The sequence below is a fragment of the Sphingomonas sp. genome (assembly GCF_035998645.1).
GTDB lineage: Bacteria > Pseudomonadota > Alphaproteobacteria > Sphingomonadales > Sphingomonadaceae > Sphingomonas.
The window spans coordinates 139,164-153,593 of the sequence record NZ_DASYHL010000005.1 but is presented as its reverse complement, the minus strand read 5'-3'; the positions used below and the strand labels follow the sequence as shown (position 1 = coordinate 153,593).

Below are 14,430 nucleotides of genomic sequence, written 5' to 3'. Positions count from 1 at the left end.
CAACATTGGGAGAGTGACGATGCGGATCGGAATGATGGCGCTTGGACTGGCGCTGATGGCTGGCACCGCGCTGGCGCAGACTGCCCCGCAGCCCGATCCCGAAGCGGCGCGGCGGATGGCGGAAATGCGCGCCGCCGATACCAAGCGCGCCGATTCGCCCGGCACCGGCCCCTATTCCGCGATCAAGGAAGCTGACCCCAGCTTGCCCGACCACACGGTCTATCGCCCCGCCGATCTGTCGAAGCTGGGCGGCAAGAAGCTGGGCGTGGTGATCTGGGGCAATGGCGGTTGCGCTGCCGATGGGGCGAGCGCGCGGCATCACCTCGCGCAGATTGCGTCCTATGGCTATCTGGTGGTCGCGCCGGGCAGGGTTTACAGCGGCCCCGGCGCCCTGCCCCGCCCGGCCGATGCCGCAGCGCGCGGTCCGGATCCCGCCACGGGCCGCCTGCCCCAGCCACCGACGACGTCGGCGGACGTGCTCAAGGGGCTCGATTGGGCTTTGGCGGAGAATGGCCGCGATGGCAGCCGCTACAAGGGGTTGATCGATCCGGCGCAGGTCGCGGTTGCCGGGCATAGCTGTGGCGGGTTGCAGGCGATCGCGGCGGGTGCCGACAAGCGGATCAAGACCGTGCTGGTGCACAATAGTGGCGTCTTCAACGACGGGAAGCAGGCGATCACCGGGATGACCGTCGACAAGACGATGCTCAAGGCGCTGCACACCCCGACGCTCTATGTGCTGGGTGGCAAGGGCGATGTGGCGTGGCCCAACGGCACCGACGACTATTCCCGGATTACGCATATCCCGGTTGCGCTGGTCGATGGCGATGTCGGCCATGGCGGGACGTTCCGCGAGGACAATGGCGGCGATGTCGGGCGCTTCTCGGTCGCGTGGCTCAACTGGCAACTGCGCGGCGATGCCGAGGCGGGGAAGCTGTTCAAGGGTGCCGATTGCGGGCTGTGCAGCGATCCGAAGTGGAAGATCGAGCGTAAGGGGATTTGATGGTGCGTGTGGCTGTTCCTCCCCTGCCTGGCAGGGGAGGTGGCATCGCGCAGCGATGACGGAGGGGCCGCCCCGTAGAGGGCGGAATTTTGCCGAGATGTTCACGGCCGTCTGCGCGGCCGCCCCTCCACCACTCGCTGCGCGAGCGGTCCCCCTCCCCTGAGACAAGCTCAGGGGAGGAAAAAGAAGTCACCGACACGTCCCCCCGCGCCAGCACGGGCGCAGCATCGGGGCGGGCTGGTGGGGCACGAAGGCGGCGGGGGTCTGCGGCCATTTTCCGGTGGCGATGCGCGTGTCGAGATAGCGGATTGTCGCGAGCACCGTCGCGGTGTCGAAGGTGCAATGGCCCGCGGCGTTGACGTACAGGCTCTTCACATCGCCGCGCGCCGCTTGCGCATAGCCGCGCTGCATGGCGGGCGCGGTGAGGCCGTCGCCGATCGTCTGCACCGCGACCAGCGGCACCAGCGGGCGCGCGTTCGGGGTGTAGTTGGCGCGCATATAGGCGACCGCCTTGGGGTCGGCGGCGATGCGCTGGCCCGCGTTGAGCGTGGCGAGGTCGGTGTCGAGCTTCAGCCCCGCGTCACGATACAGCGCCGCGACCATCGCGCGGCGGCCCGAGCGGGCGAGCTGGGTGCGATAGTCGATTCCGGTGTTCCAGCTGAACGTCCCACCTGCGCGCGCCTCCTGATCGGTGCGCGGGAGGTAGACGCCCATCACGAAGGATTTGGCGATCTCTGCGGCTTGCGCGGTGTAATCGGTGGCGGCAGGCTGGGGCTTGTCGCGGCTGGTCCAGTCGGGGATTCCGGCGAGGACGCCAGCGAGTGCGATGCGCGCGCGGCCTTGCGGAGTCTTCGCCGCCTCAGCGAGCGCATCGGCGACACGCTTGCCGTTGACGCGGTCGTCATCGATTCCGGTGACGCGGATACCCGCATCGGGAGCGATCAGGGTGCGGAACGCGTAGGCGCCGTCGAGCGCCATGTTCATCATGCCGAGCGACCCGCCGATTGACGCGCACATCGGGGCGGCGCCGTCGATCCCGCTGCCCTTTGCCTCGGCCAAAGCGGTGCTGACGAGGCCGCCCATCGAGCTGCCCCAGGCGATGACGCGCTTTGGCTTGCCGTGCTTGGCGGCGAAGGCGGCGAGGGTCGCGCGTTGCGCGGGGACCGCCTGTTCGAGCGCCCAGCCGCCGCTGCCATAGTCCGACCCGGCGATGGCGTAGCCCGCGTCGAGCAGCGCCTGACGGTGCTGTTTGGGCGCGGCGTCGGGGTTGCCGGCGCTGGGGGAATAACCGCGGCTGTAGAGCAGCAATGTGCCGTTCCAGTTGGCGGGAACCTCCGCCGACCAGCGTGCGCCGCCGGGCAGGGTCTGTTCCTGTCCCGCCGACCCCGGCAGCGTCATCGCCAGCATCGTTACCGCCGCAATCGCGCCCGTCCGCATCGCTCTCTCCCGTTTTTGCTTGCGTTTCCGATAAAGCCGATGAAAGCGTTTGCATAGAATGTTTTGTGATAAAGCTATTTCGGCGAGGATCGCGAGGCATTTCGCGGAACTGACGCTCGATGCGCTGCCCGAGGCGACGCTCCATGCGACGCGGCGGGCGCTGCTGGATGCGGTCGGGGTCATGCTCGGCGCGACCGGGCTGGGCGAGGATGCGGCGCCCTATCGTCGTCATGCCGAAGCCGTTCCCGGCCCTTCGCGGCTGATCGGGTTTTCCGGGTTGAGCACGCCGGCGCTTGCGGCGCTCGCCAATGGCGCGCTGGCGCATCAGCTGGATTTCGGGGACACGTTCGATGCCGGGCCTGCGCATCCCAATGCGGCGCTGGTCCCTGCCCTGCTCGCGCTCGCCGGTGCGCGGTCGGAGTTGGCGTTCGGGGAGTTTCTGGTCGCGATGGCGGCGGGGAGCGATCTTGCCTGTCGGCTGTCGATCGCTGCGCCGCGACCCTTTGAGGAAGGCGGCTGGTATCCGCCGCCTTTGGTCAATCTGATCGCCACGGCTGCGGCGTGCGCCCAGTTCATCGGGTTGGATGCAGACGGCATCCGCCATGCGATGGGGCTGGCGCTGTTGCAGGGCAGTTTTCCGAGCGAGATCAAATACGACCCGTCCTCTCCCATCCGGGGCGTGCGCGAGGGGCTGGTCGCGCGTGCGGCGGTCGAGGCGGCGTTGCTGGCGGAGGCCGGTGCTACCGCCTTTGCCGAGCCGCTGGAGGGGCGTGCGGGGTTCTTCGCCGTCTATACCGGGGGTGCGCCGCGCGACGCGCTGCTCGACGGGTTGGGCGAGAGCTTTCTCAGCGATCAGGTCAGCTTCAAGCCGTGGCCCGCGTGCCGGGGGACGCATCCCTATATCGAGGCGGCGCTGGTGCTGCGCGACCGGATCGATCCGGCGCGGGTGGTGCGGATCGGGGCGGAGACCGGGCCGATCCAGGAAATGCTGATCCGCCCGCAGCCAGTGAAAGCCGAGCCGACCCGCGCGATCGAGGCAAAATTCTCGATCCCCTATACCGTCGCCGCAGCGCTGATCGACGGCGCGGTAACGCTCGACAGCTTTTCCGCATTGCGCATCGCCGATCCAGCGACGCGGACGCTGGCGCACAAGGTGGTCGAGCGGCGCAATCCTGACTGGGGGCGGAGCGAAGCGGCGAGTGGATCGCTGACGGTCACGTTCGATGATGGCACCATGCTCACCCATCGGGTGATGCAAGCCGCCGGACACCCCGACCGGCCGATGGACGATGAGTCGCTGATCGCCAAATTCATCGATTGTGCGGCCCATGCCGCGCAGCCGATTACCCCCGCCGCGGCACGAACGCTGGCCCTTCAAATTCTTGGATTTCCAGCGGAAAAGCCAGCACACACCCTGATCGATCAAGCAGCTTGCACGGCAAAAGTGTAGGTTATATAGCATAACAATATAGAGGAGAGGATCATGGCTACGATCGCACCGCCGGCCCCCGGCGTCAGCTTTACCCGTCTGAACCCTGTGACCGGCGCGGTCGCGACTGAAGCGAAAGCGTTCAGCGTCGCGGACGCCGATGCGGCAGTCGAAGCTGCTGCTGCCGCCTTCCCCGCCTGGTCGGCGCTTGGCCCCAACGCCCGCCGTGCCGCGCTGAGCAAGGCCGCCGATGCGCTGGCGGCGAAAGCCGATCAGTTCGTCGACGCGATGATGGGTGAGATTGGTGCGACCGAGGGCTGGGCGCGGTTCAACCTGATGCTGGCGGTCGGCATGGTACGCGAGGCTGCGGCGCTGACGACGCAGATCAGCGGTGAGGTGATCCCGTCCGACAAACCCGGCTGCATCGCGATGGCGCTGCGTGAACCGGTCGGCGTGATGCTGGGCATCGCACCGTGGAATGCGCCGATCATTCTGGGCGTGCGCGCGGTCGCGGTGCCGCTGGCGTGCGGCAACACCGTGGTGCTCAAGGCGAGCGAGCAATGCCCGCGCACCCACAGCCTGATTGCCGAAGCGTTTGACGAGGCGCTGCCCAAGGGCGCGGTCAGCATCGTTACCAATGCCCCGGCCGATGCGCCCGAGATCGTCGGCGCGCTGATCGACAACCCGCACGTCCGCCGCATCAACTTCACCGGATCGACCGCGGTTGGCCGGATCATCGCCAAGCGCGCGGCGGAGCATTTGAAGCCGGTGCTGCTCGAACTGGGCGGCAAGGCGCCGCTGATCGTGCTGGAGGATGCGGACCTCGACGAGGCGGTCAAAGCCGCGGCGTTCGGCGCGTTCATGAACCAGGGCCAGATCTGCATGTCGACCGAGCGGATCATCGTCGTCGACGCGGTGGCCGATGCGTTCGTCGAGAAGTTCGCGGCCAAGGTCGGGACAATGGCGGTCGGCGACCCGCGTGAGGGCAAGACCCCGCTCGGCGCGGTAGTCGACCAGAAGACCGTCGATCACTGCAAGTCGCTGATCACCGACGCGGTTTCGCACGGCGCGGTGCAGGTCAATGGCGGCGACGCCAATGGCGTGCTGATGCCGGCGCATGTCATCGACAAGGTGACGCCGGACATGAAGCTGTTCCGCGACGAGAGCTTTGGCCCGGTCGTCGGCGTGATCCGCGCGCGCGATGAGGCGCATGCGATCGAACTGGCCAATGACACCGAATACGGCCTGTCAGCATCGGTGTTCACCCGCGACACCGCGCGCGGGCTGAACGTGGCCAAGCAGATCAAGTCGGGCATCTGCCACGTCAACGGCCCGACCGTGCATGACGAGGCGCAGATGCCGTTCGGCGGGGTCAAGGCCTCGGGCTATGGCCGCTTTGGCGGCCGCGCGGGCATCGACAGCTTTACCGAGCTGCGCTGGATCACGATCGAGACCCAGCCGGGCCATTATCCGATCTGATGAAGGGGTTGCGGGGGTCGGTTGCGGCCCGCCGCCAGGAAACGAAGGACTATCCATGACCGAATTGAGTGCCAACGGCGTCGTCGCCTATGATGTCGAGAACGGCATTGCCTGGGTGCGGTTCAACCGTGCCGACAAGCGCAACGCGATGAGCCCGACGCTCAACCGCGACATGATGGAAGTGCTCGACACGCTCGAGTTCCGCGACGATGTCGGCGTGCTGGTGCTGTCGGGCGAAGGCCCGGCGTGGACCGCGGGCATGGACCTCAAGGAATATTTCCGCGAGACCGAAGCCGATGGCCTGAAGGGCACGCGCAAGGCGCAGCGCGAAAGCTATGGCTGGTGGCGCCGCCTGCGCTGGTACCAGAAGCCGACGATCGCGATGGTCAATGGTTGGTGCTTTGGCGGCGGCTATGGCCCGTTGTTCGCGTGCGATCTGGCCTTTGCGGCGGAAGAGGCGAAGTTCGGCCTGTCGGAAATCAACTGGGGCATCCTGCCCGGCGGCGGTGCGACCAAGGTGGCGACCGAGCTGCTCCCGTTCCGCAAGGCGATGTACCATGCGATGATGGGCGAGAATATCGACGGCAAGACCGCCGCCGACTGGGGCCTGGTCAACGAGGCGCTGCCGCTCGACGCGCTCAAGGACCGCGTGACCGAAGTGGCCAAGGTGCTGCTGGGCAAGAACCCGGTGGCGCTCAAGGCGACCAAGGACGCGGTGCGCCGCGTCGGCGTGATGACCTATGACGAAGCCGAGGATTATCTGATCCGCGCGCAGGAAGCCGCGAACTCGTACGACAATGAAGGCCGCAAGGAAGGCATTCGCCAGTTCATCGACGAGAAGAGCTACAAGCCCGGCCTGGGCGCGTACGACAAGGACCGCGTGAAGGTTTGAACGCATTCCTCCCCCAGCTCGCTGGGGGAGGTGGCATCGCGCAAGCGATGACGGAGGGGCCGCCGACACCGTCGGCGGGGAACCTCTCCCGGCAACCCGCCGTCTGCGCGGCGGCCCCTCCACCCCCCGCTTCGCGGGCGGTCCCCCTCCCCTGAGACAAGCTCAGGAGAGGAATTAGGATAGCGTAGTGATGCCCGACCTTTCCCGCCTGCTCTCTCCGCGTTCGGTTGTGATCGTTGGTGCTTCCCCGACGCCCGGTGCGCTGGGCAACTCCGTGCTGCGCAATCTTGAGCGGCATGGCTATGCGGGCGACATTCACCTGATCAATCCCAAGCGCGACGACATCGACGGGCGGCCGTGCCTGAAGTCGATCGACGACTTGCCGCACGGCGTCGATGCAGCCGTGCTGGCGATCCCCGGACCGGCGGTGCTGGGCGCCGTGCAGGCGCTGGCGGCGCGCGGGGTCGGCGCGGCGATCATCTTTTCGGCCGGCTTTGCCGAGGGTGGCGAGGAAGGGCTGGCGGCGCAAGCCGAGGTCGCGCGCATCGCGGCCGAGCATGGCATGGTGGTCGAGGGGCCGAACTGCCTTGGCATGGTCAACTACGCTGCCGGCGTGCCGCTGACCTTTGTCGAGACGCCGGTGCTGGATCTGGCGGGCAAGCCCGCGGTCGGCATCGTCAGCCAGTCGGGCGCGATGGCGGTGGTGCTGGGCACGACACTGATAGCCAAGGGCCTCGGCATCACCGTGTCGGTGTCGACCGGCAACGAAGCCGCGTCGGGCGTCGAGGATTATGTCGAGCATCTGCTGAACGACCCCGCCACCCCGGCAATCGCGATGATCGTCGAGCAGTTTCGCAAGCCTGCGCGCTTCCTCGCGCTGGCCGAGAAGGCACGCGCGGCGGGCAAGCATATCGTCCTGCTCCACCCCGGCACGTCGTCGGCAGCGCGTGAGAGCGCGGCGACGCATACCGGGGCGATGGCCGGCGACTGGCAGTTGATGAAGGCCAAGGTCGAGCGCGCCGGCGTGGTGCTGGTCGACAGCCTCGAAGCGCTGGGCGATGTCGTCGAGCTGGCGGTGCGTGCCAAGCCGGTGCGGCGCGGCGGGACTGCGGTGCTGACCGAGAGTGGCGCGTTCAAGGCGCTGACGCTGGACCTGGCCGAGACGATCGGGCTCGACCTGCCAGCGATGGACGGCGCGACGGCGGAGGCGATGCGCGCGTCGATCCCCGATTTCATCCCCGTATCGAACCCGATGGACCTGACCGCGCAGGCGCTGGTCGATCCCGACCTGTATCGCCGCACGCTGATACCGTTGCTGGAGGATGATAACTTCGCGGCGTTGGTGTTCGGGATCATCCAGACCGACCCGGCGACCTGCGCGCGCAAATTCCCGGCGATCATCGATGCGGTGACGGCGCTGAACCCGCACAAGCCGGTGATTTTTGCCGGGATCGACGATGGTGCGGAGGTGCCCGCCGAATATATCGCCGGTCTGCGCGCGATCGGTGTGCCGTACTTCCCCTCACCCGACCGCGCGTTCCGCGCGCTGCGGCATCTGGGCAAGCTCGCCGAGCGCGATTTCGCGACGGCGGATGCGGTGCCGGTCGCGCTCGACCTGCCCTCGGGCGTGATTCCCGAATATCGCGCCAAGCAGTTGCTCGGCCCGGTCGGTATCCCCTTCCCCGCCGGCGGTTTTTCCGCGAGCGCGGACGAGGCAAAGGCGATTGCCGCGAAGGTCGGCTATCCGGTCGCGATCAAGGCGCAGTCGGCGGAATTGAGCCACAAGAGCGACGCGGGCGGGGTGATCCTCAACATCGCCGACGATGCTGCGCTCGATGCGGCATGGGAACGGCTGTACGGCAATGTCGCAGCCTATGACGCCGCAATCGCGCTCGACGGCGCGCAGGTCGAGGCAATGGGCAAGCGCGGGGTTGAACTGATCATCGGTGCGCGCAACGACCCCGAATGGGGGCCGGTGATCCTGGCCGGGTTCGGCGGGGTGACCGCGGAGTTGCTCCACGACGTCCGCCTGCTCCCGCACGACCTGCCGCATGACGCGATCTGCGCAGAGCTGCGTGCGCTCAAGCAGGGCGCGCTGCTCGATGGCTATCGCGGGTCGCCGGCGCTGGATGTTGATGCGGTGGCGAAGCTGATCGCGGGACTGGGTCGCGTGCTGGCCGGCACGCCGTCGATCCGTGAGATCGATCTCAACCCGGTGGTGGTGTATCCCAAGGGCGACGGCGTGGTCGCGCTCGATGCGCTGATCCTGGCGGATTAAATCCCCCTCCCGCTCGCGGGAGGGGTTAGGGGAGGGGATGTCCACAGGCGACGGTCCCGATCTGACAGGCCCTCCCCCTGCCCCTCCCGCAAGCGGGAGGGGAGAAAGCAAGCGGGAGGGGAGAAAGAAGGACACCCCCGGAACGCTACCCCGCCGCCGGATCGCGCCGTTCGATGCGGCCGAGCAGGTCGAGCAATGTCGCGCGCTCCGCCTCGCTCAGTCCGGCGAGCATCTCGCGCTCATGCGCCTCGATCCGCGCGAGGCACTCGGTCAGCATCGCGCGCCCCGCATCGGTGACGGTCAGCGAAAAGGCGCGGCGGTCGGACGCGTCCACCACCCGCGCGATCAGCTTCATGTCGACCAGCTCGTTGATCAGCGACACCATGTTGGCGCGCTTGATCCCGAGCACGCGGCCGACCGCGCCCTGATTGATCCCCGGGCTGCCCGACACGACCGCAAGGATGCCGACCAGCACCTGGCGCATCCCCGTCCCGTCCATCGCCGCAGCGAAATCCGCCGCAAAGGCGCCAAAGGCGCGACGCAAATGATAGCCGACCAGCGGCCCGAGCGCGCCGACCTGTTCCTGTTCCCCTGCCATGCCCAAGCGTGAGCACGATTTCAGTCACTTCGTCAATGCGGGCATCCATCCAGAGCGATAACGTTGACGATGTGGATTGTTTGTGTTCATATCTATTCGAGTCGATAACGACCGATACATGGTGGGAGGATGCAATGGCTGGATTCGGACGACAGTTGCGCTGTGCCGGGAGTGTTTTGGCGATCATGCTGGGCACACAGGTACCCGCATTTGCGCAGGATGGCGGCGAGGCGTCGCCCGCCGGGCCCGAGACGCAGCAGGCCGATGCCGAGGCATCATCCGAAATCATCGTCACCGGCAGCCGCCTGCGTGGCGCAGCACCGGTCGGCTCGACCGTCATCGCGCTGGGCCGTGGCGATATCGAAGCGGCCGGCGCGATCAGCACCGATCGCCTGATTCAACAAATCCCGCAGGTCCTCGACCTTGGCGTCAGCGAAAATTCGCGTGCGCAGGGCGGCGGCAGCGGCAACATCACCTATGGCAACACGATCAACCTGCGCGGCATCGGCCCCTATGCGACGCTGATCCTGGTCGACGGGCACCGCGCGGTGAACAACAGCCGCGCATTCGAACCTTCGGTCATTCCGACGCTCGGGCTTGAGCGGGTCGAGGTCGTCGCGGACGGTGCATCGGCGATCTACGGCTCCGACGCGATTGCCGGCGTCGTCAACCTGATCCCGCGCCGCACGCTCGACGGGATCGAAGCGACCGCGCGCGGCGGCTGGGGCGCGGATTTCGACGAGTATCAGGTCGGCGTCGCGGTCGGTAAGGTATGGGATCGCGGTCAGGTGATGCTGGCCTATGAACATTCGCGCCGGTCGAACCTGAGCGGCGATGATCGCTCCTTCTTCCGCTCCGATCAGCGCGCGTTCGGCGGCAACGACTATCGCGTCACGCGCTGTGCGCCGGGCACGTTGCGCGCAGGCGGTGTTGCCTATGCGATGCCGGGACAGCTGACCCCGGCCAATGTCGGGAGCCTGGTTGCCGGTACGGTCAACAGCTGCGACGATCTGGTCGGGCAGGATCTGTTCCCGAAGCAGACCTATAACTCGGTCAACGGCACCGCGACGTTCGAAGTCACCGACTGGTTCACGGTGTTTGCCGACGGCTTTTACAGCAAGCGCGAATATGAGCGGCTTCCGGCCTATTTCAGCTCGACGCTGACGGTGCCACAGACCAACGCCTGGTTCGTCCGCCCGACCGGCTTTGCCGGAACGAGCTACACGATCGACTATAATTTCCGCAACGACCTGCCCCGCGACGTGTCGCGTGGTTTTGCCGAGAACTGGCAGGTTACGCCGGGCGTTCGCTTCAAGCTGCCCGGCGACTGGGAGCTGGAGGGGCTGTTCACCTATGGCCGCGGCAATGACCAGTCGGATCAGGTGCGCGGACTCAATGCAGGGGCGCTGAACGCGGCTCTGGCAAGCAGCAACCCGGCGACGGCGTTCGACCCCTACGGCCTTGGCCGCACGTCGGCCGCCACGCTGCTGGCGATCAGCAACTTCCTGACGCTGTCTCCGACGCTGAACGATTTCAACGGCTATGAAGCGCGGATCAACGGGTCGATCGTTGATCTGCCGGGCGGCAGCGTGAAACTCGCTGCGGGCTATGAGGGTCAGGAGATCGAGACGCGGCTGGGTTCGGCGCGCGGCGCGGCGGGTACCGCGGTCACCTTCCGCCAGTTCTCGCGTCGGGTCGATTCGGCCTATGCCGAGTTGCTGGTTCCGATCTTCGGATCGGGCAACGCCACCGCCGGGTTCGAGCGGCTCGAGATCAATGCGGCGGTGCGTTACGACAAATATTCCGATGTCGGCGACACCACCAATCCCAAGTTCGGGGTCAACTGGTCGCCGGTGCGCGGGCTGGTGCTGCGCGGCAGCTATGGCACGTCGTTCCGCGCGCCGCTGATTTCGCAGATTTACGGCAACAGCAACAATTTGTTCGGCCAGAGCTACCAGAACCCGGCGGGCGGCGCGCCGCTGACCGGCTTTGCCTATTCGGGGCCGAACACCAACCTTGCGCCGGAAGAGGCGACCACCTGGTCGGTCGGCGGCGACTGGGACGTCACCCCCAATTTGCGGGTCAGCGCGACCTATTGGGATGTGAAATACATCAATCAGGTCGACAGCTACCTTGCCGACCTCGCCATCCTGTCGCGCGAATCCGAGTTTGCCGGGACCGGCATTATCCTGCGCGGTACGGCGGCGCGCGATCGCGTGCTGGAGTTGCTGTCACAGGGCGTGACGCTGGCGCGCGGCACCTTCCCCGGTGGCAACCCCAACAATGTCACGCTGTTCGTTGATGGCCGGAACAACAATCTGGGCCAGTCGACCACGCGCGGCATGGACTTCGTGGTGAACTGGCGGGTGCCGACCGAGACCGCCGGCACGTTCAACTTCAACGCGGCGGGCGCCTATCTCTTCCACTATGAAACCGCCGTATCGCCCGCAGGCACGCCGCGCAGCCGCCTCAACACGATCTACAACCCGCTCAAGTTCAAGGCACGCGGCAGCGTGGTGTGGGATTATGAGCCGATGCGGGTGCAGCTGACCGCGACCCATGTCGGTGGCTATACCAACACCGCAATCAACCCCAACCAGAAGGTCAAGAGCTATACGCCGATTGATCTGGCGGTCAGCTGGAACCTGGGCGAGATGGGCGCGAAGTCGCTGTTCGGCGGGGTCGAGCTGGGGCTTGAGGTCCGCAACCTGTTCGACCTCCAACCACCCTATGTGAACGTGGCGCCGGGTCTGAATGGCGGTGGCGGCTATGATCCATCGGCGGCGAACCCGATCGGGCGCGTGCTCGCCGCGTCGTTGCGCTTCCGGATGTAAGCGGGACCCGGGGGCGGTTTGCGCCGCCCCCGGACGGCTGTATTCAGCGATGGAAGACGGCGTACATCCGGTCGAGCGCGGCGTCGAAAATCGGGCGTTCTTCGGCGCTGAGCTGCGCCAGCACCTCGGCCTCGACCCCCTTCATGATGTTGAAGAGGTCATCGAGTGTCTTCTTACCCTCAGGCTGGATGGTCAGGGCGTGGCGGCGGCGGTCGACGGTCGAACGCTCGCGCTTCGCCCAGCCGCGCTTTTCCAGCTCGTCGACGATCTGGACGGTGATCGATTTGTCGAGGCCGACGGTGCTCGACAATTCCTGTTGCGACAGCCCCGGATTGGCCTCGATCAGCGCGAGCGAGGAGAACAGGCCCGCGCGGATGCCATAATGCGCGCTGGCGGCGGCGAAATCGGCCGACAGCTGGTTCTGGACGCGGCGCATGCGAAAGCCGACATAATCGCCCAACCGGCCGAGCTTCAGCCCGTTTTCGGCTGCGTTTTCATCCGGCGTTTTCGAGCGCAGTTGCGTCACGTGTGTCCCCTTGTCGCCATTTGCCATTCGTGCAATTGACAGATGGTTGAAAATATCTACGGTTTTGATCCTACCATTCAGTTAGACCGCCCCAGCGAGAGGCTGTCAATCAGGAGAGGCAAGGCGTGTCCGACCCGATCACCGACGCAGCAGCGCCGCTGCACGACGAAGAGCCGCCCCCTGCCCCGGTCACGGGAATCGCAGGCAAGGTCGCTTTCTATATCGGGTCGGCGGGACTGTTGCTGGCGACGGCGGCGGATTCGATTGCGGTGCTGGGCCGCCACACCGGCTTCGCGCTGATCGGGTCAATCGAGATCGTGCAGGCGGCGATCGTGTTCATCGCCGCATCGTCGATGGTCGCGGTGACACTGTCGCGCGGCCATGCGGCGGTGCATATCCTGACCGACCGCCTCTCCCCTGCCCGCCGCGCGATGCTGGCGCGGATCGCCAATTTGCTCGGCGCGCTCGCCGTGCTGCTCCTCGCCGCGGGATCGCTGATCCTGTTGGGCGACCTGTGGAACGGGCATGAGCGGTCGGAGCTCCTGCATATTCCGCTGCGCTGGTTCCGGCTGCTGATGATCGCGGCGCTGGTGTTCGTCGCCATCCTGTTCGTCCGCCACGCCTTCAGCCGTGAAACTCCGGAGGCCGGTCATGGCGCCTGAGCTGGTCGGCCTGATCGGCATCCTCGCGCTGCTCGGCCTGCTCACCGTCGGCGTGCCGATCGGCGTCAGCCTGGCGCTCACCGGTGTCGTCGGGCTGATGGTGATGCTCTCGCCCGAAGCCGCGCTGGTGAAGGCGGGCGTGGTGGTGTTCGAGGTTGCGAACAAATATGAATTGGGCGTCCTGCCCCTCTTCCTGCTGATGGCGCATCTGTGCTTTGCCGCGGGGGCGAGCCGGGACTTTTTCGATGTCGCCGCACGCTTCGTCGGACATCGACGTGGGGGCCTTGGCCTCGCCTCGATCGCCGGCTGTGCCGGGTTCGGCGCGATCAGCGGATCGAGCCTCGCCACCGTCGCCACGGTCGGCTCCGCCGCACTGCCCGAGATGCGACGCGCGGGATACAATCCCGGTTTCGCCGCCGGAGCGCTCGCCGCAGGCGGCACACTCGGCGCACTGATCCCGCCATCGGGCGCGCTGATCGTGTTCGGCATCATCGCCGAGGTCTCGATTGGCCGGCTGTTCACCGCCGCGATCATTCCGGGGTTCAGCCAGGCGCTGTTCTACATGATCGCCATCGCGGTGCTGTGCTGGTTCAAGCCCGAGCTGGGGCCGCCCTCGGCGCGCGTCGGCTGGCGCGACCGGATGCGCGGGCTGCTCGGCATTCTCGACATCCTGGTGCTGGTGGTGTTCGTGATCGGCGGGTTGATGATCGGGTGGTTCACCCCGACCGAGGCCGCGTCGGTGGGCGTCATCGTCGCTTTCATCCTGATGGGCATCCGTGGCGCGTTCAACCGCGCGGCCATTGCGGACAGCTTCGCCAAGACGCTGTCCACCACCGGCATGATCTACCTGATCATCTTCGGCGCGATCCTGTTTGCGACCTTTATCAGCGTGACCGGCATCGCCGACCTGATGTCGACCACCGTGCGCGAGATGGATGCGAGCCCGATCGTCGTCGTCATCGTCATCGCACTGATGCTGCTGGTGTTGGGGTCGTTCCTCGATGGCCTTGCGCTGATGCTGCTGACCACGCCGATCTTCCTGCCGATCGTGCTGGAGCTGGGCTACAGCCCGATCTGGTTCGGCATCTTCCTTGTCCGCACGATGGAGATCGGGTTCGTCCACCCGCCGCTCGGCCTCAACGTCTATGTCATCCAGGCGATCGGCAAGGACATTCCGCTCGGGCAGATTTTCCGCGGGATCGTGCCGTTCCTGATCGCCGATTTCTTCCACCTTGCCATGATCATCGCCTTCCCGATGGTGACGCTGTGGCTGCCCAGCGTGATGGGGGCCTGAC

The 14,430-nt window shown here is 66.6% G+C and carries 11 protein-coding genes; 8 read left to right on the top strand and 3 right to left on the bottom strand.

Annotated features, from left to right (window positions below; translation table 11 throughout):
• Nucleotides 1-19 precede the first annotated feature (19 nt).
• Complete coding sequence (locus tag VGN66_RS14410; protein ID WP_327519513.1) at nt 20-1,000, top strand: hypothetical protein; 981 nt, start codon at nt 20-22, stop codon at nt 998-1,000.
• 189 nt (nt 1,001-1,189) lie between these two features.
• Here the strand turns inward: VGN66_RS14410 and VGN66_RS14405 are convergent, their stop codons facing one another.
• Nucleotides 1,190-2,437 (bottom strand): alpha/beta hydrolase, encoded by a 1,248-nt coding sequence (locus VGN66_RS14405; protein ID WP_327519512.1) that lies wholly within the window; start codon nt 2,435-2,437, stop codon nt 1,190-1,192.
• A 58-nt stretch (nt 2,438-2,495) separates the two neighbouring features.
• Between VGN66_RS14405 and VGN66_RS14400 the strand changes: the two genes are divergently transcribed.
• The 4 genes from VGN66_RS14400 to VGN66_RS14385 all read left to right on the top strand — a co-directional run bounded on the left by VGN66_RS14400 (nt 2,496) and on the right by VGN66_RS14385 (nt 8,515).
• Nucleotides 2,496-3,887 (top strand): MmgE/PrpD family protein, encoded by a 1,392-nt coding sequence (locus VGN66_RS14400; protein ID WP_327519511.1) that lies wholly within the window; start codon nt 2,496-2,498, stop codon nt 3,885-3,887.
• A gap of 33 nt (nt 3,888-3,920) precedes the next feature.
• Nucleotides 3,921-5,345, top strand: coding sequence for an aldehyde dehydrogenase (locus VGN66_RS14395; protein ID WP_327519510.1), 1,425 nt, complete (start codon nt 3,921-3,923; stop codon nt 5,343-5,345).
• Between the two features lie 55 nt (nt 5,346-5,400).
• Nucleotides 5,401-6,237, top strand: a complete 837-nt coding sequence (locus VGN66_RS14390) for a p-hydroxycinnamoyl CoA hydratase/lyase (RefSeq protein ID WP_327519509.1) — start codon at nt 5,401-5,403, stop codon at nt 6,235-6,237.
• A 190-nt stretch (nt 6,238-6,427) separates the two neighbouring features.
• Nucleotides 6,428-8,515 carry an acetate--CoA ligase family protein gene (locus tag VGN66_RS14385; RefSeq protein ID WP_327519508.1) on the top strand — a complete coding sequence of 696 codons (2,088 nt, stop codon included), beginning with the start codon at nt 6,428-6,430 and terminating at the stop codon, nt 8,513-8,515.
• Between the two features lie 145 nt (nt 8,516-8,660).
• Here the strand turns inward: VGN66_RS14385 and VGN66_RS14380 are convergent, their stop codons facing one another.
• The gene (locus VGN66_RS14380) at nt 8,661-9,113 is read right to left on the bottom strand and encodes a MarR family winged helix-turn-helix transcriptional regulator (RefSeq protein WP_327519507.1); all 453 of its coding nucleotides are present in this window, start codon (nt 9,111-9,113) and stop codon (nt 8,661-8,663) included.
• 134 nt (nt 9,114-9,247) lie between these two features.
• On the opposite strand from VGN66_RS14380, the gene VGN66_RS14375 reads away from it, so the two are divergent.
• Nucleotides 9,248-11,947 carry a TonB-dependent receptor plug domain-containing protein gene (locus VGN66_RS14375; protein ID WP_327519506.1) on the top strand — a complete coding sequence of 900 codons (2,700 nt, stop codon included), beginning with the start codon at nt 9,248-9,250 and terminating at the stop codon, nt 11,945-11,947.
• A 43-nt stretch (nt 11,948-11,990) separates the two neighbouring features.
• Here the strand turns inward: VGN66_RS14375 and VGN66_RS14370 are convergent, their stop codons facing one another.
• Complete coding sequence (locus tag VGN66_RS14370) at nt 11,991-12,473, bottom strand: MarR family winged helix-turn-helix transcriptional regulator (RefSeq protein ID WP_327519505.1); 483 nt, start codon at nt 12,471-12,473, stop codon at nt 11,991-11,993.
• A gap of 125 nt (nt 12,474-12,598) precedes the next feature.
• Between VGN66_RS14370 and VGN66_RS14365 the strand changes: the two genes are divergently transcribed.
• Together VGN66_RS14365 and VGN66_RS14360 are read left to right on the top strand one after the other, a co-directional pair.
• The gene (locus VGN66_RS14365; protein ID WP_327519504.1) at nt 12,599-13,135 is read left to right on the top strand and encodes a TRAP transporter small permease; all 537 of its coding nucleotides are present in this window, start codon (nt 12,599-12,601) and stop codon (nt 13,133-13,135) included.
• Nucleotides 13,125-14,429: a TRAP transporter large permease gene (locus tag VGN66_RS14360; RefSeq protein WP_327519503.1), complete on the top strand. Its 1,305-nt coding sequence runs from the start codon at nt 13,125-13,127 to the stop codon at nt 14,427-14,429. Before VGN66_RS14365 ends, VGN66_RS14360 begins: the two co-directional genes overlap by 11 nt.
• Nucleotide 14,430: the final 1 nt, after the last annotated feature.

Coding starts and splice junctions, on each gene's coding strand:
- VGN66_RS14410 (WP_327519513.1), top strand. CDS start 20: ATGCGGATCGGAATGATGGCGCTTGGACTGGCGCTGATGGCTGGCACC.
- VGN66_RS14405 (WP_327519512.1), bottom strand. CDS start 2,437: ATGCGGACGGGCGCGATTGCGGCGGTAACGATGCTGGCGATGACGCTG.
- VGN66_RS14400 (WP_327519511.1), top strand. CDS start 2,496: ATGTTTTGTGATAAAGCTATTTCGGCGAGGATCGCGAGGCATTTCGCG.
- VGN66_RS14395 (WP_327519510.1), top strand. CDS start 3,921: ATGGCTACGATCGCACCGCCGGCCCCCGGCGTCAGCTTTACCCGTCTG.
- VGN66_RS14390 (WP_327519509.1), top strand. CDS start 5,401: ATGACCGAATTGAGTGCCAACGGCGTCGTCGCCTATGATGTCGAGAAC.
- VGN66_RS14385 (WP_327519508.1), top strand. CDS start 6,428: ATGCCCGACCTTTCCCGCCTGCTCTCTCCGCGTTCGGTTGTGATCGTT.
- VGN66_RS14380 (WP_327519507.1), bottom strand. CDS start 9,113: ATGGCAGGGGAACAGGAACAGGTCGGCGCGCTCGGGCCGCTGGTCGGC.
- VGN66_RS14375 (WP_327519506.1), top strand. CDS start 9,248: ATGGCTGGATTCGGACGACAGTTGCGCTGTGCCGGGAGTGTTTTGGCG.
- VGN66_RS14360 (WP_327519503.1), top strand. CDS start 13,125: ATGGCGCCTGAGCTGGTCGGCCTGATCGGCATCCTCGCGCTGCTCGGC.